The following is a 21,862-nucleotide window of genomic DNA, read 5'->3' on the forward strand; positions in this document are numbered from 1 at the left end:
AACGCGAACGTCCTTAGCGCGTTGCAGGTATGCTGAAACGGTGTCCCGAGCCAAGCGCGCAGTCATCTACACCCGCATCTCCCGCGATGACTCGGGAGAGGGAGCCGCGAACCAGCGGCAGGAAGAGGACTGCCGCAAGTGGGCCGACCTCCGGGGCTGGGACGTCGTCGCGGTCGAGGCGGACATTTCCATCTCCGGTTACTCGGGGACGGAACGCCCCGCCTGGAACCGAGTGCTCGACATGGTCCGAGACGGTGAGGTTGACCTCGTCATCGCGTGGCACATGGACCGACTAACCCGCTCGATGGTCGAACTAGAGAAGTTGATCCTGGTCGCTGACGAACACGGCGTGGGCGTCTCTACCGTCACTGGAGACATCGACCTAACCACTGATGTGGGACGCATGGTCGCTCGCATCCTTGCCGCTGTTGCCCGGGCTGAAGTCGAACGCAAGGGCGCGCGCCAGAAGCGCGCAAACGAGCAACGAGCCCGTCAGGGGGTATTCAAGAGCACGGGCTTTCGAGCCTTCGGATACACGACGCAAGGTGAAGTCGTCGAAACCGAAGCCACCCTGATCCGAGAGGCCGCCGAAGACGTACTGAACGGGGCTCCCTTGCGGTCGATAGTGCGTCGCTGGAAGGACTTACAGATCCCGACGCCTCGGAGCCGGAAGAACATGGACGGGTGGACCCACAACAGCGTGCGGAGCATCCTGCTCAACCCTAGGAACGCTGGCCTGGCCGTCTACAACGGGGAGGTGGTTGGCAAAGGGAAGTGGGAACCCATTCTTTCGGAAGAGACCCACATCCTCCTCGTAGCGACCTTGACCCATTCCTCACGTTCCCGGGGAGACAAGACCCTCGGCAACAAGCCCAGAAACCTGCTGTCCGGCATCGCTCGCTGCGGAGAGTGCGGCTGGACAGTCGAGGCAGGGTCAAGCAATGGCCGGAAGGTCTATAAGTGCTCCAACCCCGTCGGCGACCACATCACGACTCACCGAGAGGATGCGGACAACATCGTGCGGACATCCCTCGCGCTCGCGGTTGGCTTGACCATTCCCGGCACGCTCACCAAAGCACGGGACAAGACGATCTCCTCGGACCTGTGGTCTGAACGCGAGCGGATCAACACTCGGCTCGACAAACTGACCGTCTCCTGGACCGAAGGGGTTATCAACGACCGCATGTTCGAGGCTGGCTCCACGTCCCTGCAAGAGCAACTCGAAGAGGTAGAGGGCCGGATCGAGGACGCGGCTCGGGAGCCCGAGGACACCAACCTTCGTTGGGAGGAGGCTCGCAACTTCCTCGCGCTCGACTTGTGGGGTCAGCGACGGGTGCTCGAAGACCTTGCAGAGATCAAGTTGTGGCCTAAGAACCGTAAGCGCAACCTGCCAATGAAGCAGCAGGTCACAGTGCACGTGACTGACATGCGTGGCCGGACGTGGGCAGCCCTCGACGAGCGCCATGGAGGCGCCCTGGCACCGTCAGCGGCCACCTACGAAGCCCTCGCTGACATCCTCGTACGTGAGCAGCCCCAGAACATCACCTCGCTTGCCGGGGCCGCTCAGTGGCTAGTGGAGAACGGGCACACCGATCGCGCCCCAAGCGGCTTGCCCGGACGACTCTCACCGCTCGTTAGATACGTCCGAGGCGCTACCAGGGGCCCCCGTGGCTGGCAGAGGAAGGCCATGCCCTCCGTAGATCCCTTTAGTGGCTAACGTGGCAGCATGACGCGCTCCTCTCCACCCCCGGCCACCCCCGGCAGGCAGAGCGCGATGCAGAAGCAGAAGACGAAAGACACCGCGCCAGAGAGGGCTATTCGGCGCGCCCTGCGAGCACGCGGACTCACCGGCTATCGGAAGCAAGTGCGCCCCCTCTCAGGGGTACGACGGACTGTGGACCTCGCGTTCGTAGGCGCTCGTGTCGCCGTGGATGTTCGCGGGTGCTTCTGGCATGGCTGTCCTGATCACTCCCGCCGAGGAGCGGCGAACGCAGACTGGTGGACCACCAAGTTAGAGGGCAATGTTGCCCGGGACCTCGACACGGAGCGCAGGTTGAGAGATGCCGGCTGGGTGGTGCTGGTTGCCTGGGAACACGAGGATCCGGACCTCGTTGCTGAGCGTGTTCAGCAAGCCGTAGCAGAACGTCAGCCCCGGCGGCGCAAAGCCAGCGCGCCCGACACTCCAAACGCAACCCGAGAGGAGGCGCTGGAGGCTTGGCAGCGGTTCTATGGGGACGGGACCTAGGCGGGGCCGGTCAGCGCGTACCAACTCCCGCTGGGAGAGAGAGGTTCGGGCTCAACCGTCGGAAGAGACTCAACTCCCACTAGTTGGCCACTTGGCATTCCCGAGAGCGTCTTGGCCACGTGCTCACGGGCCGCGCTTTGCCACTCACCTTGCGACTTCTGGTTCGGCAGGCTGACCTGTGACCAAAGAACCGGCTCTTTTTGCCCCCTGGGGACGCTGTAGCGGCCGGGATGGAGTGTGTCCCAAGGCGACAACTCCTCGTTGCGGTTGCCACCCTGAGCGTGCTTGCCGAAACCCTCGCCGACGACATTCCACACGGGTGCGAACTTCTTGATGAGGATGGACTCACCCAGGGGTATCCAGATGTCCTGGACCACGAGCCACCTGAAGTAGAAGTCATCGACATGAAGGTTCGTTGCCTGAGTCACCGATGTGCGGTGCTCCCGCAGGCGGCTATAGAGAGCGGACGAGTTCGTCTCCACGACCAGACCCTTGCGCCCTCCACGGGGCACCGCCTTGCCGACGTAGATCGGAACGCCCACCGCCCCGTCAGCGAGGCCCTCATTCGCCGCCCCTAGGGCCTCGTAGGGGGCTTCAGATCCCACGTAGTACATCGCGTACACGCCAGCGCCCCGAAACGCCTGCAACTGAGTCGCCTTCGTCGGACGTGCACTCAGGAGTGCATTGCCCACGCTCTCAGCGAGGTGAACCATGTCTAGCGGGTTGAAGCCCTCAGGTGTCTCCGTCACGCCAAGACGCTAGCGTGCGCCCCCTCGCCCGTCAGGCGCTTGCAGCATTCCTCTTCTTCGAGGCACGCTCACGCAGGTCAGCCACTTGCAAGTGATCCGCCACGCTCTGCGCGACCTTCTGTGCGAGAAGGACCGGAACCGCGTTGCCCAGTTGTCGCATGGCTTCCCCCCAGGCCCCGTGAAGTTCGTAGCCGTCGGGGAACGTCTGGATGCGGGCGCTCTCGCGCACGGTGAAGTATCGGATCGATCCATCGGGGTTACGCAGCATGTTTTCCCCCCCTGGAACTCCATGGCCCCCCGCCTTGAGCGCCTTCGAGGGCATGTCCACCGGAGAACCGGTGTGGCCAGGGTAGGAGCGGGCGCCTGGCTGGAGAATGTGGTTCTTGTACTTGCGACTCCCACTGAGTGTTGGCGTGGGAAGGTCTGAGATGGCGTCTCGCACTGTCTGCCAGGGAGCACCCAACTCGGTCGCATCTAAAAGGCCCCGAAGCGCAGCGACCCGGTTGATCAGTCGTGGACTCAGAGGCACTTGGTCGCCCTTGGCCACTCGGTGCCGCTCCCAGTAGTCGCCGCTCACCCATTGGTCGTAGAGCAGAGCGTCGTACGAGTGGGAGGCCTTCGGGAAGGCCCACTCGGCATCGAGGTCAGAGCGGAAGCCGACGATGAAAACGCGGTGCCGCTGCTGGGGCACTCCGTAGTCCGCCGCGTTCACGAGGGTCGGCACCACGTTGTAGCGGAGGCCGTCGGCGCTCGCCGTTGTGTGCTCGACCTGGAGTCGGTTGTAATGATCAACCCACAACTCCCCGTCTCGACTGACGATCTCGGGGTGCTGAAGTTGGAGCTGGATGTACTGGAAGTAGTTGGCGAAGGCGGTCCGCGTTAGCCCCCGGACGTTCTCCAGGATGAAAGCCTTCGGCTGGAGAGTGCGGATCACTTCGATGGCGGCCGGGAACATGTCCCTCTTGTCGTCGGCCGCCCGAGCCTTGCCCCCCATGCTGAAGGGTTGGCATGGGGGCCCCCCGGTGACGACATCGACGGTGGCATCCAGTTTCGACCAGTCGACACCCCTGACATCACCCTCATGGACGCGCCACGGCCCAACTAGTGGGTACCCGGCTGCCTTGTTCTGCCGCACGGTGTCACAGGCCCACCGATCCCACTCGACGACAACCTCAGGGTGGAAGCCAGCCGCCTCTCCACCGAGAGCTAGTCCACCAGCACCTGCGAAGAGTTCCACGGATCGCACGCCACGGACAATACCGTCGCGGGCCCGAGGGCCGGTCATCGACGCTCCACCCTCGCACGTAAAGCCAGACAGGTCTCCGCGAGCACCTACGGCGCCATCACGGACACACGTTGCGACACCGAGAGTGCCCGCTTCTGGCGTCCTAGCCGCACACGGCGTGAGCACAGAGACCTGACGCTGGACAAGCCGCTGCTCGGCCACGACACATGGCTGCACCGAACCATCACAGCCCCCCGACCCACCGGGATATCGGTTTGGCAGCCCCCTCGCGCTCACATCTCCCACCCGTTACGTCCGCGCACGAGCCTTGCGCAGATGGAGGTGCAGCGTGCTCTCCGGCTTGCCGGTCACCTCCGCGAGGACCTGGATAGGACGATGCGGCTCGATCTGCTCAATGAGTCCAGCAATCGCGAGCAGATGGTCGTAGTAGTCCGGCGAGACCCGTGGGCCCGACGGCATCCGTCGCACCCGCTCTCTGACCTCGTCCATCGGATCGAGGCCGTCCAGCCCTCGCGTTCGGGCCGGGATCTCCTGAGCCATCCGAGTGAGAACGGACTGCGCATCGGCCAACACAGGAGAGGTCACACCACGTTCGGCACGTTCATTTTCCCGGCGCACTCGAGTGATCCCTACCCTCCCCGGCGCCGTCGCGGGAGCGTTCGGCATCAGCCCATCCCACCTCGCGGTCACTCGGGCCAGCCCGTTGACGCCAGTGGCGCTCAGCACGTAGTGCGGTTGTCCCTTGCCGGCGGGCTTCGGCTCGCCCCAGACGATCTCAGTCACAGAGGAATCCTAGAGCACGAACGTTAGACTCCCCAAGTTGTAGAGTCCATGATGCTTGCGCTATGTTTGCCCAGTCGGACTGAAGCCGACCGCACCCACCACCGGAGGCACATGACCACACCCAACCAACAACCTGAAGGAGCACCGCTTGCCAACCATCGACCTCACCGAGCACGAGGCAACCAACCGCACAGCAGCGCCCCCCGGCGCGACACTGTCCGCCGCCGAGCGCGAAACAACGGTCAACCTGTCGGATGCCGACGACATCGTGCGGATCTGGTCCGCGCAGCGCAGCGTGATCACGGCTCTGCGCCGCAAGCCCCAGCACTTCACCGAGGTCGCCAGTGGCCAGCACGGCATCACGCCGTGGGCTGAGTTCGTCACTGTCACCGACCGGTGGAGCCTCGCCACAGGAGCGAAGCGCAAGGGAACACCCCGCCCGAACCTGCGAACCCTGGGAACACCGTCATTGACGGCGCTGACGGACCCTGACGGCGACGCCAGAGCAGAGGCAACGCAGTGAGCACGTACCGCGATCGAGTCGGGCAGAAGATCGGGAGTATCGAGGTGCTTGCCGATCACGGCAGGACCAAGCGGCAGCGGCGAGGCGGGCGGCGGGTGATCTGGCGCTGCTTCGACCATGCCACCGAGCGCGAGCACTACCTCCTGACGTCGGAACTCATCCGGCGCGATCGGGAGCGACTCGCCGCGAGCGAATGATGTCGAGGACCTTCAACGACAGGGTCGAGTCAAGGCGAATGGCACTCTCCGAGCGAGGGTTCCCGGCATCAGCGGAGCATGCCCACCCGGTGGGCCAGGCAGCGCTTTGGTACCGGGACGTGACACTCCACCAACCTCGCAGCGGCCGCGACGTAGGTCGGCAGGTCGCTCGCCTGTGCGGAAACGGCACGGAGGTTCAGTTGCCGTGGAGATCACTCGCAGACGCCGTAGGCCAGCGTGACAAGGCGGGGAGACTCCGCGCCTACACCGAGCGGGGAGTGTCCTCCCTGAGCGACGCCGGGTGGCTACGCGTCGTGACAGACGGGCGAGGACGTGGGGCGAGGACCACGTTCTCTCTGGCCCCGGGTGATCGGCAGGAAGATCACGTCCCGAACAACAAATGGCCATAAGTAGTAACCGCGTCTCCGAGGCCTCGTCATGTACGGCATACGGCAGCGCGCCGCAGGCGCAGAGTCGTGCTCCCGTCCTGCACGAGCGGAGGCGAGGCGGCAGAGGCAGAGGCAGAAGTAGAGGTAGGTGTGGGCCTAACCCATAGACGTCTTTGCCCCCGAAGGGGGCGTCACGGGGTTAACCCACACCAGAGAAGGACGATGCGCCCCCGAAGGGGGCATAGACCGGCTTCCCCCGGACGCGAGATCGCGCCTTTGCCGACATGGCCCAACCCCGGCATCCGCCACTGCGCCTTGCGGCGTGTCAGTCATGCAGTACAAGTCCGATCCAGAAACCAGAAAGGAGGTGCATGACGGGCGGACCAGCCGCCCCGAAGTTCAAGGAGTTCACAACCGTGGCAGACACCTACGCCGCCAACATCGTCACTCGCCTCCGCAACGGCCTACTGGCCGAGCCCTGGGAGCCCTGGGAGCCCTGGGAGCACCTTGCTCCCCTCACCCGCCGCCGACGCTGGCCCGCACCCCTGGCCGTGCGCGTCCACCCGTCCTACCGGGCCAACCGCGCCACGCGGCGCTGACGCACACCAACACCTCTACCCCACCCCTCCGGGGGCCGCTGTCGCGCGCCCTCACACCGAAAGGAACCATCACCGTGGCCAACAAGCCCAAGAACCCTGCGACGACCTTCGCCGAGCGAGTCGCACAGAGCAAGACCGAACTCACCGAGGCGGAGGCTGAGCACAAGGCCGCCGAGAGCGCGCTCACCCTGGCTGAGGATGTCGTGGCCACGATGCGCCAGGGCCGCCGAGCCGGTGACAAGTCGGCGACGCCCGAAGACCTCGCTGCGGCCCGTGCACGGGTCACGTTCGCCGAGGACGACCTCACGTACGCCAAGACCCGCCTAGCGAAGGCGCGGCGCGACCTGCTCAACGACGACACCACCATCGCCACCGTTCTGGCCGACGCCCTGCGGGCACTGCCGAGCCTCGATGTCTTCGACGTGGTCGCCACCGCCGAGATGCCGAAGATGCCCGAGTCGCTGACCAAGCCGACGCTGCACCTTGTGCAGACCGAGGCACCCGTCCACGACACCATTTCCGGCCGGTCGAAGGGCACCGTCGAAGCCATCCTCCACCGCCCCCTCTGGGGTCAGCCCCTCGACGTCGAAGACGCCCCAGAGGCACTAGCCAAGAACGGCGTGTGGACCGACGTTCACCCCTCGGGATCCGTCAAGGTCGGCGAGGTCGCTGAGGATCGCGTGCGCTTCACCGTGCGTGGCGCATGGCAGCCCGTGCCTGTGATCGCGAAGCCCAGCGGGGCTGACAGGTTCGGCCAGGGCCTGGCCGGATCTGTGGCGCGTCACCTCTCGATCGGGCGACGCGGCGAGCCCCGCGAGGCCCGCTTCGACGGGGGACTTGGCTCGACCACGGCGATGGGGGCCGCCGTGCGCGCCCAGGGCGAGGGCCGGATCACCGGCACACAGGAGACGAAGGGCGAGCGGCTCACCAGCGTGGAAGTGAAGATCGCCCTCTCCTCCCGCGCGATGTCGTGGGGAGCCATGGGCTCTGAGGCGACCGCCTACCTGAAGGCGCTCGTCGGGCAGTGCCAAGACGGCCTGGGGCGCATCACCTCGGTGACCCTGCTGCCAGACGAGTCCCCCAGCCGCGCCAACGACACGACCCAGAGGATCGCGGTGAGCGTCGAGTTCGCCAGCCGCGTGCCCTCGTAGACGAGGCCACCTAGCCGGAGACGGCCGAAAGCCGTTGCAGCCCCCCTTATCGGCCCACCGACGAGGGGGGCTGACGGCGTTCCACCTGCCTCCGGCCTGCAACAACGGCCCACAACGAGCACCGGACGCACCAGAGAGGCGACATCTGGAACTGTGGCAGCCCCTCGGCTGCTATCTACTGCCGGTGCCCTCGTTGCCGCCGATGGGGACATACCCCCACCCACGGCCCGGACACCCCTTCTGCACCACTGCGGAACCCATCACCTGGCGAGCGAACGCCAACTCAGCGGTGTGATCTCCGCCGCGAGTGTGCCTATGCGTAGTCGCTTGCCGCCTCGGACGACACGCCCCCTCATCCGTGAACGCCAAGAAGCGCAGGCTCCCGGGGGGTAGCCCTGAACCACCATCCGGAGCCGTTCTCTCCCCCTCCCCTCCAACCAGAGTCTCAAAATGCGAGATGGTGTTGCAACACCGAAGCCCTTGCGCCACCCTGGTGTTGCAACACCACATCGAGCAAGAAGGACACCATGAACATGATGACCGCGCCGGTCACGACACCTCGCGTATGGATCGGCTGCTTGGCCTGCTACAACTCCGGAGACCTAGTCGGCGAGTGGTACGACGCCACGACTGCTGACGAGATCAGCGTCAACGACCTCCACAGGGACGCGGGAAGCGTCACGCGCGCCTCGTGCAAAGAACTCTGGGTTATGGACCACGAGAACCTGCCGATCACGGGAGAGTGCTCCCCCGGCCACGCAGCAAGTTGGGGCAGGCTCCTCGCAGAGGTTGACGAACACCTCAGGACCCCCTTCGCGGCTTGGGTCCGCTCCGGGGACCTCGTCACCGACTGGGATACCGACCTGCCGAGCCTGCCCGACTTCGAGGAGCAGTTCTGCGGCGAGTGGGACACGTTCAGCGAGTACGCCGAAGACCTGGCGGACGGCTGCGGCCTGCTGTCCAGCCTCCCCGACGACCTTGCCGCCTATTTCAACTGGGCCGCATGGACCCAAGACCTTGCCTACGACTACTCAACCGAGCCAACCCCGCACGGAGGCGTCTACGTCTTCCGATCTCGGTAGAGGCGAAACCGGGGGCCGATCGCCTCACGGTCGCGGACAGGGTGGCTCCCTCCCGCCTGAGGAAGCCAAGCCAGGAGAAGAGGATCAAGTCGATGACACCGATGAGCGTTTCTGAGTTGTGCGACGCGCTTGCGGCGCTTCGCCACCAGGCTGCGCCTGTTCTGCTCAGTACGAGAGGCGGAGAGTTAGCCCCTTACGTCATAGAAGCGCCAACGGGGGCGGCACCGCAGCCGGTTCTGCGGGTCCTTGCCGCGAGTTGGGATGACACACGCGGCATCTACGTGATCCATACACAGGAGGCGAGCCGTCTGGACGTCGGTCTCTGAACCGAGGAAGGGGCACCTGCCCGACTCCCCTGGTGGACGGGGACTGGCGCTCTCTCGACCTTGGCTCGGCCTGCCGAGAGTCTGACCCGGAACGCGAGACACTAGAACCATGGCGGACACGACGAAGCGACCGGACCCACGAAGCGGCGTCCCGGGGGCAAACAAGGACCGTGGCAGGAAGCCCGTGCGCGGCATCCGGATCGACGAGGACCTGTGGAACGCGGTGAAAGACAAAGCAGACGAGGCTGGCACGAACCGCAACTCCGTCATGTGCGCACTCGCGGAGGGGTACGTTGCCGGCACTATCCGGCTCCCAGACTGAGTTTGGAGGTGAAGAGGTGCACTCACGCCTAGAGGTGCGCACTCGCACAGGAGACCTGCTGGGCATCTTCCCGAGCACAACGGGTGGCAACGCCGAAGAGATCCGAGCGCTAATCGCCCGACACCCGGGCGCTGAAGTGCGCACCTCGGTGTCGTTGGACGACCCTTGCAGCAAGCACCGCGCGTTCGAGAGAAGCAACTGCCCCGGATGCGGCACCGCTAGGACGCTGTGATCGGCGATGCCCCAACCCGCCTCCGTCTAGACCGGGCGATCCAGGCCTCGCTCCTTGCCGGGAGAGTTGGCGATGGGCGCTCCCTGAGACACGAAAGCCCCCGAGGAGGACACTCCCCGGGGGCGAGGTGACCTTAGGTCACTCTTCTTCTTCGTCTCGGAACATCATGTTTGCTCCTCTCTATCCGTCGAGTGCTCCCGAATAGCACCCAACCATGGCGTCACTCTGACATCTTTGACCCCGAAGCACTCAATTATGCGCCGGACGCGCCCAGAAGCCAATGGAGTACATCATGGGGGATCTCGGCATAGGCATCGTCGCGGGGCTCGTGGCCTCAGCGGTCTTCTTCGTCGTCCTTGCCCTCATGCGGCCGCGCCTCCAGATCTCGGGCTGCATTGCAAGGACGCCCACGGGGGAAGCCGATCCTACCCATCGTTACCGGATCAAGCTTGTGAACAAGAGTTTCCGGTCCTGCGTTGACGTCGAACTCGCTGCCTTCACCGTTCGCACCCGTACGGTACCCAAGGCACGAGAGGGTGAGCACGGCCCGGTGAGCGTGCTCCGTCGCGTAGATCTCACGCGCGCGTCCCGCAGCGTCATCCCTGGCTACCGCCCCCGCAGCACGACGGCTCCTTACGCTCAACGCATCCGCTTCGACGAGGCAACCGTCGACCTCCTGCGCCCCGAGGCGGACCAGCAGTACGAACTGCTTGTGAGAGTCACAGCGAGGGATGGGCTTACCGGCTTTCCCCGAATGTTTGAGCGACGCTACGCACTACACACGCAGATCAAGGACGGCACCTTCGTGTTCGGGAAGTCCCTGGACGTGATGTAGGAACGACCAGACCACACGAGATGAGCAAGGCTCTGTGAGGCACTCCTTCGCTCGCACTGTCCCCTCAGCGAGCAGATCGAGCCGAGGCCTTTGCCGAACGAGACTTCGGGACTAGATCCACCAGTGAGCGGCCGTTCCGGTAGTGAACCGGGACCTCGTCCGCCAAGTGGACCTGTCGTCCTCCGTCTCTCCGCTACCCGGGACGAACGACATGGTACAGATCAGCCGAGCCGATCGATCACTCATGTCGACCGGCAAGCGAAGGTCAATGACGACCTTGCGCGCACTGAGGATCTCAGCCACCGCTTCTTGCTTGAAGACGCGCTCACCCCGGAGGCGTAGATCTCCCGGTCCACCTACCTCCACGGTGCTGTGACCAAGAACCGCGACGTTGCCGGAGGGGACTCGTCGACGTATGCCGCTCTGTGACACGCCATCGAAGCGGTAGGAGCCGTGAAGCGCAAATGACCCGAGATCGAGTCGATCGATCCGGGACGTTCGCAGAGTCAGCGTTTGCCTGTGCTCCGGGAGGTAAGCCTGACCTCGAGCAGAAAGAAACATGTCCAGAGCGCATCGGACCTTGAGATCTCCCACCTCCACACCTGCGTCACTACCGGTGTGGTCGTCCCGCAAGTACTCGTGGACTTCGAGAGCCCCACCTACAAGTTCAAGAGCGGGTACGGACGCCTCTGACACAACCGACCGGATCATCTCGTGGCGGTGGGCCGTTCGCGTCGAGTTGCCCTCACGCCATGGCACCTCGCGCTCAACTCTTCCACCTCCGAGCACACCAACTACGTACGGAGCGCGGTCGGTCGTGAACTGGAGAGCCAGCACATCCCGGCCGCCGAGGACGGGCACCCGGAGAAAGACCAACTCTGGGTTCACCTCCACGAAGTGCTTTCTTACGGCGCTCCACCAGTTGGCCGGTTCTACGCCTGCGGTACTGCCCAGACGCTGTCGCCCTTCGTCCAGTCCGATGATCCACAGGATCGGCTCACCCCCGGTTGAGTTGGCATGCCCAGCGATCTGGCGCGCAACCTTGTGCTCAGCCACAGGCCACTCTGCTTTCAGTTCGACGCGGTCGTCCTCGACCTGACGTCCTGCGAGCACAGCCTCAACGACGGAGAGAACCCGCGCCTCCAGCATCTGGGTCTCCATGACTCCTAGGTCTAACAGACCCCGCCGACCAGTTGGAGCGGCGCACGGCTGGGGCGCCGATGCCTCACTACGGTCCGCTGAGGTCTTCCTGCCCATGGTTTAGTCGATGGACGCTCGACTCAGGGACAGTCGCACTCATACCAGTTCTCACCACAGATGCTGCACGTGATGTGAGAGCCAGGACAGAAGGGCACGTGGTGATACCGCTCGAACCGACCTCCGTAACCCGAGTTTGCGATCTCCTGGCCTGCCTCGATCGAGTCCCCGCATGAGGTGCAGGTGCCACTGTCGTACTGCGCGGTAAAGCCGCTCTCCTGGTGTTGCATGGCCCGAAGTCTCGGCCCGGCGGTCGGAGGAGTCAACAACCTCAGAGAGCGCCGCCTCTCAGGGCAACCGACATCATCGAACCCAGGTCGCCATTCTTCTTTGATGCCCACAAAAGGCACAGGGCGAAGAGCACGGTCACGGGCAGCACCGCACCAGTCCGGAACAGGCACCTTGTTCGCATCACGTACCACAGCCCCTTGAGGCCAACTGGACCAGACACACCGAGCGCGGATTACACCGATGTCATTCAAATGGTGTAATGGAGGTGCGCCGCCAAAGGCGGGCCCGCACCGGGCGGAGCCCCGGGCCAAGGAGGAAGTATGGCTAGCAAGTCCAGTTCAAGCGCCGGGAAGCGTGGCCGCGATGCGGGCACTGGCAAGTTCGTGAGTCAGCGGGTGGTCAAGAGCCGCCCGAAGACCACGGTGAATGAGACGGTCAAGAAGGGGAAGTAGAGCCGCCTCAGCACAACCCTCGACCGGGAGGGGAAGCCCGGTCAATAGGAGAACCCCGAGACAGTGCAAGTGTCTCGGGGTTCTTCCCTTCCACCGTAGGGCACGATGCGATGCCGCTCGTTAGCAGCCCGGTCGCAGACGAAGAGCGCAGTGCGCCGGTCGGGTACTCAAGTCAAGTCGGCGCTCGACTAAGTCTAGGCCTTGCCCTCTTGCTCGTGGTAGAGGTCGTAGATGTGCTTTGACAGGATGGGAGTCGTGTCCGTGATGACCTTGTCTTTCTTGACCCCGTTCCTGAGCTTCTTTCCAATCGCCCACGCACGTACGGCCTTCATGTCGTAGCCGTAGGGATTCGCAGCGCTGCCGCCAGGCTTCACCCCTGTCAAAGGCGCATCACCTTCGAGAAACTTCTCGAAGAGGGCTACCGACTCCGCACTCAGGTAGACGTCATACTTCTGCCCCTTGTAGGTGATAGAAGTCGGCTCCGGAGTCTCATTAAGCGTCTTACCTGTCAGGTCATCCGTGACCTGGATAATTTGCTTGATACCCACTACACACTCTCCTTTGCGATGAACACGCGTTGCCACCTGACCTAGACCATACCTGACGCCGGAGCAAGAACATCTCAGTTCCGGAATGCATAAATTTTGCCCACAGTGACGATACGTCGCCTTCAAGCCTGATACTCCGACTGGATAGTGCGCCCATAGTCCAGTCAGGGGCTAAGTGGCCCCGTTGCCACGAGCCTGTTTCACAGCGAGACTGCAGCCGTGACCGATGACAACATGGCAGAGCTTTCCTTTATGGGCCCGCTCTTCGACCTGGCAGGTTCCCTATCCGAGAGCGACGACCTGACCGAACTCGCCATGGGCCTAGGTGCCATCGACCCTGACAGTGAACTGCGGAAAGACGACCTGGAACTCAACGGCATGTGGGCATCCATGGTTGTCAACACTGGGCTCGTCACATGCTTGGACCACGTCATCACTCTGAGAGACCTTGTGACACGCGAAGACGGCACCGTGACCGTGTCGGCACCGTGGACGCTGCTTCGCGCTGCGGTTGAGTCTGCAGGTCTAGCGATGTGGCTGATGGTGCCCAACACCAGAAGGGCTCGACAAGGTCGAGCACTCCGCGTCTGGCATCACGACTTTACTGAGCGGCAGCTCTGGGAACGCGACACCGGTCGCATGCCGCCAACACGCGGCAAGAGCGGGGCTCAGCGTGCCGTGGAGATGGTGGAGCTGGCTACCCACCTCGGCATCAAGCCCACAACCGTTTCAACCCGGCTGGCCTACTCCGATGTCGTCGCTGAAGGCGGCAAGGCCGTGGGCTGGGACCGGGAAGAGGCGAGGGCCCGCTGGCGAGAAGCGAGCGCCTTCGCCCACGGCAGAACCTGGCCGCTGATGAACCTGGCGAGCGCCACGAAGCCCGTGCTTATACCGGGCGGGGTTGGAGTGCATCTCACCTTAAGCGAAGAGCACCTAAGACCCCTTGTTCAACTCGCTCACGACCTATTCGCTGGTTCACTAGTCCGATATAGCGAACTTGCAGCTTCATCTGTGAATACGCATACACGATAGGAACCTTTCTTGTATGATGACTCTATGAAGAAGCGTTCCGAGAAGGTAATCGGTTATCTGCGTGTCTCTACCGAAGAGCAGTCAGTATCTGGTCTCGGGCTCTCCGACCAACGTCAGGTCATCGCTGTCGAAGCAAGCCGACGCGGCTGGTTAGACGTTGAATACATGGCCGACGAAGGCTTCTCCGCAAAGAACCTTTCAAGGCCCGCCATCGCGGAAGCGCTGACCATGCTCGACAAGGGTCACGCCTCCGTTCTGGTCGTCAGCAAGCTGGACCGGCTGTCACGCTCCATCCTCGACTTCGTGACGCTCGTTGACCGCGCCCGCCGTGGGGGTTGGGAGTTGGTCGTTCTCGACCTTGCACTGGACACCACGACCCCAAGCGGTGCTCTGATGGGCAACATCATGGCTTGCTTCGCGGAGTATGAAAGGCAGCTCATTGGGGCCAGGACAAGTGCAGCCATGCAGCAGTTGAAGGCTCAGGGAGTGCGGCTGGGTCGCCCTCGTACGCTTGACCCAGCTGTAAGCGCACGCATCGTTCACGAGCGGTCGCAGGGTCGCACGATGGCTGCTATTGCTGCGGGTCTCAACGCCGATGCCATCCCGACCGCGAGAGGCGGTGCTTCCTGGTATCCGAGCACAGTCAAGGGGGTGTTGGTCTCCGTCGCACTAGACGCCGCCGCTAGCTGACGACGTCACTGCCGTCCTCGCGACCGCGTGCCTACCGGAGCATGCAGGCCTGAGGTGTTAACAATCAGACCGTGACAGATGATGTGTGGCGCCCGCTCGGGTTCGAAGGCGAAAAGTCCGCGACCTACGACGCTTTACACGACGGCGTACCCCCGTGGATGGCTGAGTCCTTCTGGGCGTGGATGCGGTCTGCCGTATGCCAATGGAACCCGAACGGTTGGTGGGACGTGCAGCCGGCGGTCCTGAGGGAAATAGAGCGTGTGTGCCGCGTGTCCCTGCCCTACACCGGCGACGACGGTGATACGGCCATGAAGCTGCTGCGCTCTACCCTCAAGGGCACCGAACTCCGCGTAGCGGACTACCTGCTGTCGCGTTCCAGCGCACAGAGCGGCACGGCGCTAGACGAGGTACTCCGCGAGTCCGGCTCTGCCTGGGCCGTCGGCCAACGACTGGGAACTCAGGGCCTCCTTCGTCGGCTCCCTAAGGGGGTCCAAGCGAACGCCGACGCGGTGATGAGGTCTTCGGGTCAAGCGGGCGTTCAGCTTGCGCAAGCTTGGGGCAGGGTGTTCGCCGTACACCCAGACCCCTCAACTGGTTACGCACTGGCTGTGCGTGCGGTAGAGGACGCCACCATTCCCGTGGTGGTACCGAACCAGACGAATGCGACGCTGGGGCACGTCATCAGCCAGTTAGCCCAGAACGGTGACTGGTCGCTCCCCCTCAGCCGAGAGGACGACAACGCCCGCACTTCGGGCATCGTGCTGTCCATGGCCCGAGCGCTTTGGAAGGGTCACCACGACAGGCACGGTGGAGTGCCGGGGGCTGGCCCGGTGACTCAAGAGGAAGCGGAGACGGCGGTCACCCTCGCGGTGACACTGGTCCAGTGGTTCTCGTCTGGCATGGTCCAGCGACGCTGATTTACGCTGAGGGGCCATACCGCGTCCTCCATCACACGGCGCCTTCTCTGTCCGCCACACGCCATGACGAAAGACCGTCTATGTATGTTCTTTCAACCCGCCATAGTCGGTCCCTCTCTTGCACCACAAGAGGGACCGACTTGGTTGGCCTAGGACTCTGTAATCACTCGCTGCACAATCACAATAGTCTTGCTGTCAATAGGTAGTGACTCCTCATAAGGGTCATAGGAAGCAATCAACTCGCCAGTTGCAGCATCTGTTAAAGCTATGTAGTCCGTGAACCACTCATTGTCATTATTCTGATAACCGTTGACCAGTGATTCAACGACCAGGCGCTTCCCCGCCTCTTGCTGACCCTTTGCCCACACAAGGAACTCGGCATGTGCTAGTTCCATGACTTGCCATGGCTGTTCCAGGCCGCCAACGGCACTCATGACGCGTCTCCCGGTATCGAGACGCCGTGACCGACCGCGAACTTCCCAGGCCCAATCTCCAAGAAGGGCAACTTCTTCTCGCTGATTAGACGACGGGCCGTTGCTCCCGGCGCTTCTTGCCACTGGTCTTCGCCATCTGCAAACAGCTTGCATAGGTCCGACGCGCTCAGGTACCCGTTCAGCACTCTCTTGCAATCAATCTCGTACTGTTCCGAGCGCCTTCGTTCAATATTTTCTTGATGGGCGAGCCTCATGACCGCCTCTTGTTGAATGTTGTTCACTTTGTTTCTCCTATACTAAACTATATTGTCTTCTATCTAACCTTTCAGTTCCCTATTACCCTTACCATGAGTGGGCATACATCGCCCAACCCCTACTCAGTCATAGACTTTTCACGTGGACGGATGCCACCTCATGGTTTTCACCAATCTGTGGGGACGGTCTCGCACCTTCCTTCCAAAACAACATACTTCGGTATCGCGTACGGCCGATATTGCTAGCCAACTGTCAGAATCTCGTTCATTGCTCTAGAGTTACCGAGCCAGGATTCTCTCCTGGACCTATCCCGGGCTACTACCAGCACCTACCGTGGGTTGCACGTCACCGGCTGTCTCTCCGGATTTGCCAGGGTGGGGAACCTATCCGCACTAGCGGCCTGGCGTGATGCTGACTCATCTTGCTTGGGGACAAAGAAAAATCCCCAGACGGGAGACCACCACAATCACCGTCTGAGGATTCTTCATTCTTTGCTAGAGCAAACGCAGAGTCAGCCTTGTCTGTTGATTGGTGGTCGGACCGTACATGTATATTCTACCGCACATCGTTTCCCAACGCGACTACAGTAAAAATGTCGACTTACCCCCGTCCAGCATTAATCCAGCATTGTTCCGAAAGCCTTGAGGACGTCTCCCTTCCACAAGAGTATTTGACGTTCGAGGAAGTCTCCAGCGATAAACTCCGAGGTCCTCAGATTGGCCGCTGAGCGCTCCTAGGGGCCTTCAGGACCCGTTCCAGGTGCTCCGCTAGCTGAGCCTTCTCGGCGGGAGTAGCCACGGGTTGAGGGCGGAAGGACAGTCGGGACTGGTCGAAGTTGCGACCAACTCGTCCCCGAACAAGCTGGACGCCCCCACTCACGCCCAACACCGCTGAGCGGGGGTCTTGCTCCCACATCTCTCGACCCGTGCGAGTTGCAGTGGTCTTGGTATAGGAGATTTCTGGTCGACTACGCATCAGTTCCTTAAGACCTTGCATCCGCTCAGCCAGCGCCATCACGTCAGCATTGTCTTCCTGCATCCGCTGAGCCGTCTCCGCAATCTGGTTGCGAATCTCGTTATGGTCATAGTCCGAGGCAGTCCACTCAAAGACCACTTCAGGAAGATTTCCCCATTTCTCTAGGAACCTTTGCTCGACAATCTCCTCCAAGCGGCTAACTTGCTGCCCACATCCTTGCTTACCTTGGCATTGGAAGACTTGAACCCTCTCGCCGCGTATGTTCTTCGCGTTGCGATACATCTTGCGGCTGCAGTGGCCGCACCAAACGATTCCAGCCAGGTAGGATTCGGTCTTTGCCGCCTTGGGCACCTTTGCCCTCAGTCTTCCCTGTAGCTCGCGGAACTCTTCTATGGAGACGATGGCAAGGTCTTCTCGGATGATTGGCATCCCTGACTCATCCCTCAGCACGTCTTTACCGCGCAGTTTGCCGTCGTTGCCCGGGTTGAAAAGCGTCATGCCCGCAAGGATGGGGTTCTCCATCATTCGCTTGGTGACTGTGATGGTCCAGAACGCCGCGTTGTTCTTCCTCCCGGCGCGTGGCGCAGCCGAGTCCAAGTACGTGCTAACGCTGTTGAGCGTTTCGCCACGGAGCACACGAGCGACCGCTTCAACCAGTACCGGGACGGTGGCCGGGTCTTTGGCCAGCACCTTTCCCGGCCCGTCTGGGTTCGGTGCGTTCCAGTACCCGAACGGGGCAGCTCCCCCGGGTACACGGCCCGCCTTGATGAGTGCCCGCCGCGCGGCAGACACACGGGCACGGATGCTCTCTGCCTCCATCTCAGCAAAAACCGCCAGCATCGTTGCGAACGCACGTCCCTGAGCCGTGGACATGTCAACTGGGTCATCGACCGCAGCTACTGCAGCTCCGCGCTCCTCAAGGGCCTTGTGAGCGTTCAAGAAGTCCAGCACCTTGCGCGCCAACCGGTCGACTTTCCAGACCAGGACAACATCAAACGAGCCTTTGGGATGAGCCAAGACCGCCTGCCAGCCCAAGCGCTCCTCAGGGGTGTTTGCCGACGCGCTCACGCCATCGTCAACGTGTTCGGCAACAACCTGCCACCCTCGGGACTCGCAGTACTTGCGTCCGGCCTCCAGCTGACGCTCGACACTGACAGACTCATCGGTAGAGATGGACAAGCGGGCGTAGAGGATGACGCGGGTGGTTGCCACGCCCTAAGAGTACTGATTCAGACGGGCAGCACCAGGAAGACGACCGGCACCATCATCAGGACCTCCTTGCGGGCCGCCACCTCGATCAGCTCGCGCCGGCCTGCCTCACGCACGTCGGCGGCCTGCGCGTGAAGCACGTCGGCCAGTGGGGTGCCCCGCTCCACCGCGATCGCGATGCCCTCGGCGAAGCGGGCCACCAGCGGCAGCCCTGTCCGGGCGGCCAGCCGGTCGAACGCCTCTCCGACCGGGGCACCGGTGCGGATGGTGGCGAGCACCCGGCCGAGGTCGCGCGAGAGCTCGCCTCCGCTGCGCTGGACCACCCGGTCCAGCGCAGCCACCGGGCTCTCCCCCGCCGCCACCGAGAGCGCCAGCAGCTCGGCCACCGTCGGGAACTCCGCCAGGATCCGCCGCTCGCGGGCCCTCACCTGACCGGTGAGGTGGTAGTCGCGGGCGAGGACGCCGGTGGCGAACGCGGTCAGGCACAGGATGAGCGTGCCGAGGGAGCCGCTGGGGTCGCGCAGCGCCTCGAGCACGCCGTACGTCGCGACGAGGGCGAAGCCGACGAGGCCCCAGAGCACCTGCTCGACGCGGAACTCCTGGACGCTCTTGTCGAGGCCGGCGCGCTCGAGTCGGCGTCGTACGGACGTGGCACCGCCCAGGATGCGCTCCACCCACTGCCCCGCCGAGCGGAGCACCGGGCCGAACACGCCGCTCGCCGCGGAGACCGGCGTCGAGCCCGGGAGCGTGAGCGTCGGGGTGCGCCCGACCTGCGGCAGGTCGCGCACGTAGGGCAGCACCCGCAGCGCCAGCTGGGGCCGGCGGATGAAGGCGATGCGCTGCCCGATCAGGAGCAGCGCTCCCCCGACCACCGCGCCGAGTAGGGCGCCCCACAGGGTCAGGCTCATGACAGGATCCGCCGCTCGGTGGGTAGCCGGCCCAGCCGCATCATCAGCCCGTAGGCCAGCACGCAGGCCCCCGCACCGAAGACGAGCACGAGCACCCCGGCCGGGGAGGAGTAGCGCGAGATGGCCTCCGACTGGAAGCAGAGCAGCAGCAGGACCAGCCAGGGCGCCGCCACGGCCAGCCGGGCCCCGTTCACCGTCCACGCCTGGCGGGACTCCATCTCCGAGCGGGTCCGCGCCTCGTCACGCAGATAGCCCGAGAGGTTGCGCAGCAGGCGCCCGAGCTCGCCGCCGCCCACCTCGCGGGCCACCCGCAGCCCCTCGACCACGCGGTCACCGACCGGGTCCGCGAGCCGGTCCTTGAGCTTGTCGAGCGACGCCCCGAAGCGGCCGGTGACCTGGTAGTCCAGCGCGAACTGCTCGAAGGCGTCGCGCAGCGGCTCCGGCCCCCTGACGCCCAGCGCTGCCAGCGCGTCGGGCAGCGAGAGCCCCGCCCGGACCCCGGAGGCGAGGTTGTCGACCGCCTCGGGCCAGACCTCCGCGAACTCCTGCTGGCGCCGCCGCGCCCGTCCCGCCACGACGGCCACCGGGAGGTAGCCCGCGATCGCGGCGAAGGTGAGCGCCACCGGCGGGGTCGCGGAGACGAGCTGGATGACCACCGCAGTGACCAACGCGAGGACCAGGCACAGCACCAGCAGGCTGGAGGCACTGACCTGTCCGAGCCCCGCCCGGGCGAGCAGCTGGGTGAGCCGCCCGGGTCGTGGAGCGGCGCGTCGCGGCTGGCGGGGCCAGAAGAACGCCGACCACACCATCGCCAGCCCGACCCCGACGCCGAGCCCCAGCAGCGCTCCCATCAGGCGCCCTCGTTCAGGACGCGGTGGACGTCGATGCCGACCCGCTCGAAGCGCTCCAGGTGCGGCGGCATGCCCGGACCGCGGCGCAGCTCACCACCCTGCCGGGCGAAGAGGACCTCGCTCTCGATGATGTCGTTCTCGACGCGCCCCGGCACGCCCACGATCTCGTTGACCCGGCGCACGCCGCGAGGGTCCAGCCCCAGGTGGACGACCAGGTCCACCGAGCTGGCCACCGTGGGCACGACGAACCGCGACGAGATGTTCTCCCCGGCGAGCAGCGGCAGCGTGCACATCTTGACCAGCGCCTCGCGGGCGCTGTTGGCGTGGAGCGTGCACATCCCCGGCAGGCCCGAGTTGAGGGCGAGGAGCAGATCGAGGCACTCCTCGGCACGCACCTCACCGACGATGATCCGGCTCGGCCGCATCCGCAGGCTCTCCTTGACCAGGTCGCGCAGCCGGATCTCGCCGGTGCCCTCGAGCCCCGACTGCCGGGTCTGCAGCGGGACCCAGTCCGGGTGCGGGAAGCGCAGCTCGAAGACCTCCTCGGTGGAGATGACCCGCTCGCCGCCTGGGATCGAGGCGGCCAGGCAGTTGAGCATCGTGGTCTTGCCGGTCTGCGTGCCGCCGGCGACGAGGACGTTGAGGCCGGCGCGCACGGAGGCCTCGAGGAACACCGCGGCGCGCGGGGTCAGGCTGCCGAGGTCGACGAGGTCGTGCAGCCGGGCCGCCTTGAGCACGAACTTGCGGATGTTGACGGCCGAGAAGCCGCGGCTGATCCCCTCGAGCACCACGTGGAGGCGGTGTCCCTCGGGGAGCATGGCGTCCACGAACGGCTGGCTGATGTCGATGCGTCGCCCGCTGGACTTGAGCATCCGCTCCACCAGCTCGCGCACCTGCGCCGCGGTCAGCACCAGGTTGGTCAGCTCATGGCGCCCGTTGCGGGCCACGAACACCTGACTCGGGTCGTTGATCCAGACCTCTTCCACGCTCGGGTCGTCGAGGAACGCCTGGAGCGGGCCGAACCCGGAGACCCGGGCCAGCAGCTCCCCCACCAGCACCGCCGGGTCCGCGACCGGCGCCACCGCACCGGTCAGGCTGCGCTCGTCGTGCTCACGGACCACGGCCTCCGCGATGCGGCGTACCACGCCGGCATCACGCTGGGGGTCGATGTTCTCGCGGCGCACGATCTCGCGCACCCGCTCATCGAGGAGCTCCACCAGGGCGGCGTGACCCGACGCGCCGTGCCCGTGTGCCGTGGTCAACGTCATCCGCACCGTCCCCCGTAAGGCTCCCCCCAAAGAGTTCTACCGCCGATCACACCCACGAGGAAGGGTCACTTCACGCACCTGTGGACAACAAATACTTGTGGGGCGGATGAGAAGCAGGCACCTGGGTCGAGCTGCGCACGCCGATCGCCCGCGGAC

23 protein-coding genes are annotated in these 21,862 nt (G+C 64.2%); 12 read left to right on the plus strand and 11 right to left on the minus strand.

All coding sequences use genetic code 11. From position 1 onward, the window contains the following. Positions 1-40 precede the first annotated feature (40 nt). Both AC6EI4_RS06165 and vsr read left to right on the plus strand, forming a co-directional pair. Positions 41-1,717 carry a recombinase family protein gene (locus tag AC6EI4_RS06165; protein WP_498450908.1) on the plus strand — a complete coding sequence of 559 codons (1,677 nt, stop codon included), beginning with the start codon at positions 41-43 and terminating at the stop codon, positions 1,715-1,717. Positions 1,718-1,726: 9 nt separating this feature from the next. Continuing rightward, on the plus strand, positions 1,727-2,245 hold the full coding sequence (gene vsr / locus AC6EI4_RS06170) for a DNA mismatch endonuclease Vsr (RefSeq protein WP_498450909.1): 519 nt from the start codon (positions 1,727-1,729) through the stop codon (positions 2,243-2,245). On the opposite strand, the gene AC6EI4_RS06175 is transcribed toward vsr, so the two are convergent. The 3 genes from AC6EI4_RS06175 to AC6EI4_RS06185 form a co-directional block, all read right to left on the minus strand. Beyond that, positions 2,242-2,994 carry an Eco29kI family restriction endonuclease gene (locus AC6EI4_RS06175; protein ID WP_498450910.1) on the minus strand — a complete coding sequence of 251 codons (753 nt, stop codon included), beginning with the start codon at positions 2,992-2,994 and terminating at the stop codon, positions 2,242-2,244. The genes vsr and AC6EI4_RS06175 overlap by 4 nt on opposite strands. Positions 2,995-3,025: 31 nt before the next feature. Further along, entirely contained in the window at positions 3,026-4,231 is a 1,206-nt protein-coding gene (locus AC6EI4_RS06180; protein WP_498450911.1) for a DNA cytosine methyltransferase, read from the minus strand. A gap of 297 nt (positions 4,232-4,528) precedes the next feature. Continuing rightward, on the minus strand, positions 4,529-5,023 hold the full coding sequence (locus AC6EI4_RS06185) for a hypothetical protein (RefSeq protein WP_498450912.1): 495 nt from the start codon (positions 5,021-5,023) through the stop codon (positions 4,529-4,531). A 148-nt stretch (positions 5,024-5,171) separates the two neighbouring features. Between AC6EI4_RS06185 and AC6EI4_RS06190 the strand changes: the two genes are divergently transcribed. The 7 genes from AC6EI4_RS06190 (at position 5,172) to AC6EI4_RS06220 (ending at position 10,679) form a co-directional block, all read left to right on the plus strand. Then, positions 5,172-5,546 (plus strand): hypothetical protein, encoded by a 375-nt coding sequence (locus AC6EI4_RS06190; protein ID WP_498450913.1) that lies wholly within the window; start codon positions 5,172-5,174, stop codon positions 5,544-5,546. Next, entirely contained in the window at positions 5,543-5,743 is a 201-nt protein-coding gene (locus AC6EI4_RS06195; protein WP_498450914.1) for a hypothetical protein, read from the plus strand. Before AC6EI4_RS06190 ends, AC6EI4_RS06195 begins: the two co-directional genes overlap by 4 nt. Before the next feature lie 805 nt (positions 5,744-6,548). Then, positions 6,549-6,731 carry a hypothetical protein gene (locus tag AC6EI4_RS06200; RefSeq protein ID WP_498450915.1) on the plus strand — a complete coding sequence of 61 codons (183 nt, stop codon included), beginning with the start codon at positions 6,549-6,551 and terminating at the stop codon, positions 6,729-6,731. 74 nt (positions 6,732-6,805) lie between these two features. Then, entirely contained in the window at positions 6,806-7,882 is a 1,077-nt protein-coding gene (locus AC6EI4_RS06205; protein ID WP_498450916.1) for a hypothetical protein, read from the plus strand. A gap of 527 nt (positions 7,883-8,409) precedes the next feature. Further along, positions 8,410-8,964: an antirestriction protein ArdA gene (locus AC6EI4_RS06210; protein WP_498450917.1), complete on the plus strand. Its 555-nt coding sequence runs from the start codon at positions 8,410-8,412 to the stop codon at positions 8,962-8,964. Between the two features lie 435 nt (positions 8,965-9,399). Beyond that, on the plus strand, positions 9,400-9,612 hold the full coding sequence (locus AC6EI4_RS06215) for a hypothetical protein (protein ID WP_498450918.1): 213 nt from the start codon (positions 9,400-9,402) through the stop codon (positions 9,610-9,612). Between the two features lie 512 nt (positions 9,613-10,124). Beyond that, a complete protein-coding gene (locus AC6EI4_RS06220; RefSeq protein ID WP_498450919.1) occupies positions 10,125-10,679 on the plus strand; it encodes a hypothetical protein in 555 nt (184 codons plus the stop codon). A 111-nt stretch (positions 10,680-10,790) separates the two neighbouring features. Here AC6EI4_RS06220 and AC6EI4_RS06225 read toward each other — a convergent pair whose 3' ends face one another. After that, the gene (locus AC6EI4_RS06225; protein ID WP_498450920.1) at positions 10,791-11,840 is read right to left on the minus strand and encodes a hypothetical protein; all 1,050 of its coding nucleotides are present in this window, start codon (positions 11,838-11,840) and stop codon (positions 10,791-10,793) included. Positions 11,841-12,813: 973 nt separating this feature from the next. Then, complete coding sequence (locus AC6EI4_RS06230) at positions 12,814-13,167, minus strand: hypothetical protein (RefSeq protein ID WP_498450921.1); 354 nt, start codon at positions 13,165-13,167, stop codon at positions 12,814-12,816. A 219-nt stretch (positions 13,168-13,386) separates the two neighbouring features. Between AC6EI4_RS06230 and AC6EI4_RS06235 the strand changes: the two genes are divergently transcribed. The 3 genes from AC6EI4_RS06235 (at position 13,387) to AC6EI4_RS06245 (ending at position 15,806) form a co-directional block, all read left to right on the plus strand. Then, on the plus strand, positions 13,387-14,199 hold the full coding sequence (locus AC6EI4_RS06235; protein WP_498450922.1) for a hypothetical protein: 813 nt from the start codon (positions 13,387-13,389) through the stop codon (positions 14,197-14,199). Between the two features lie 24 nt (positions 14,200-14,223). Further along, a complete protein-coding gene (locus AC6EI4_RS06240) occupies positions 14,224-14,889 on the plus strand; it encodes a recombinase family protein (RefSeq protein WP_498450923.1) in 666 nt (221 codons plus the stop codon). Between the two features lie 269 nt (positions 14,890-15,158). After that, entirely contained in the window at positions 15,159-15,806 is a 648-nt protein-coding gene (locus AC6EI4_RS06245; RefSeq protein ID WP_498450924.1) for a hypothetical protein, read from the plus strand. 149 nt (positions 15,807-15,955) lie between these two features. Here the strand turns inward: AC6EI4_RS06245 and AC6EI4_RS06250 are convergent, their stop codons facing one another. The 6 genes from AC6EI4_RS06250 to AC6EI4_RS06275 form a co-directional block, all read right to left on the minus strand. Next, the gene (locus tag AC6EI4_RS06250; RefSeq protein ID WP_498450925.1) at positions 15,956-16,240 is read right to left on the minus strand and encodes a hypothetical protein; all 285 of its coding nucleotides are present in this window, start codon (positions 16,238-16,240) and stop codon (positions 15,956-15,958) included. Next, positions 16,237-16,521, minus strand: coding sequence for a hypothetical protein (locus AC6EI4_RS06255; RefSeq protein ID WP_498450926.1), 285 nt, complete (start codon positions 16,519-16,521; stop codon positions 16,237-16,239). The genes AC6EI4_RS06250 and AC6EI4_RS06255 overlap by 4 nt, the downstream gene beginning before the upstream one ends. Positions 16,522-17,206: 685 nt before the next feature. Continuing rightward, positions 17,207-18,682 carry a recombinase family protein gene (locus AC6EI4_RS06260; protein WP_498450927.1) on the minus strand — a complete coding sequence of 492 codons (1,476 nt, stop codon included), beginning with the start codon at positions 18,680-18,682 and terminating at the stop codon, positions 17,207-17,209. A 17-nt stretch (positions 18,683-18,699) separates the two neighbouring features. Next, positions 18,700-19,587: a type II secretion system F family protein gene (locus tag AC6EI4_RS06265; RefSeq protein WP_498450928.1), complete on the minus strand. Its 888-nt coding sequence runs from the start codon at positions 19,585-19,587 to the stop codon at positions 18,700-18,702. After that, on the minus strand, positions 19,584-20,438 hold the full coding sequence (locus AC6EI4_RS06270; RefSeq protein ID WP_498450929.1) for a type II secretion system F family protein: 855 nt from the start codon (positions 20,436-20,438) through the stop codon (positions 19,584-19,586). Before AC6EI4_RS06270 ends, AC6EI4_RS06265 begins: the two co-directional genes overlap by 4 nt. Then, the gene (locus AC6EI4_RS06275; RefSeq protein WP_498450930.1) at positions 20,438-21,706 is read right to left on the minus strand and encodes a TadA family conjugal transfer-associated ATPase; all 1,269 of its coding nucleotides are present in this window, start codon (positions 21,704-21,706) and stop codon (positions 20,438-20,440) included. Before AC6EI4_RS06275 ends, AC6EI4_RS06270 begins: the two co-directional genes overlap by 1 nt. Between the last annotated feature and the right edge of the window lie 156 nt (positions 21,707-21,862).

The organism is Nocardioides sp. Z43_10 (assembly GCF_059766615.1).

Coding starts and splice junctions, on each gene's coding strand:
- AC6EI4_RS06265 (WP_498450928.1), bottom strand. CDS start 19,587: ATGAGCCTGACCCTGTGGGGCGCCCTACTCGGCGCGGTGGTCGGGGGA.
- AC6EI4_RS06240 (WP_498450923.1), top strand. CDS start 14,224: ATGAAGAAGCGTTCCGAGAAGGTAATCGGTTATCTGCGTGTCTCTACC.
- AC6EI4_RS06225 (WP_498450920.1), bottom strand. CDS start 11,840: ATGGAGACCCAGATGCTGGAGGCGCGGGTTCTCTCCGTCGTTGAGGCT.
- AC6EI4_RS06275 (WP_498450930.1), bottom strand. CDS start 21,706: ATGACGTTGACCACGGCACACGGGCACGGCGCGTCGGGTCACGCCGCC.
- vsr (WP_498450909.1), top strand. CDS start 1,727: ATGACGCGCTCCTCTCCACCCCCGGCCACCCCCGGCAGGCAGAGCGCG.
- AC6EI4_RS06210 (WP_498450917.1), top strand. CDS start 8,410: ATGAACATGATGACCGCGCCGGTCACGACACCTCGCGTATGGATCGGC.
- AC6EI4_RS06250 (WP_498450925.1), bottom strand. CDS start 16,240: ATGAGTGCCGTTGGCGGCCTGGAACAGCCATGGCAAGTCATGGAACTA.
- AC6EI4_RS06220 (WP_498450919.1), top strand. CDS start 10,125: ATGGAGTACATCATGGGGGATCTCGGCATAGGCATCGTCGCGGGGCTC.
- AC6EI4_RS06215 (WP_498450918.1), top strand. CDS start 9,400: ATGGCGGACACGACGAAGCGACCGGACCCACGAAGCGGCGTCCCGGGG.
- AC6EI4_RS06270 (WP_498450929.1), bottom strand. CDS start 20,438: ATGGGAGCGCTGCTGGGGCTCGGCGTCGGGGTCGGGCTGGCGATGGTG.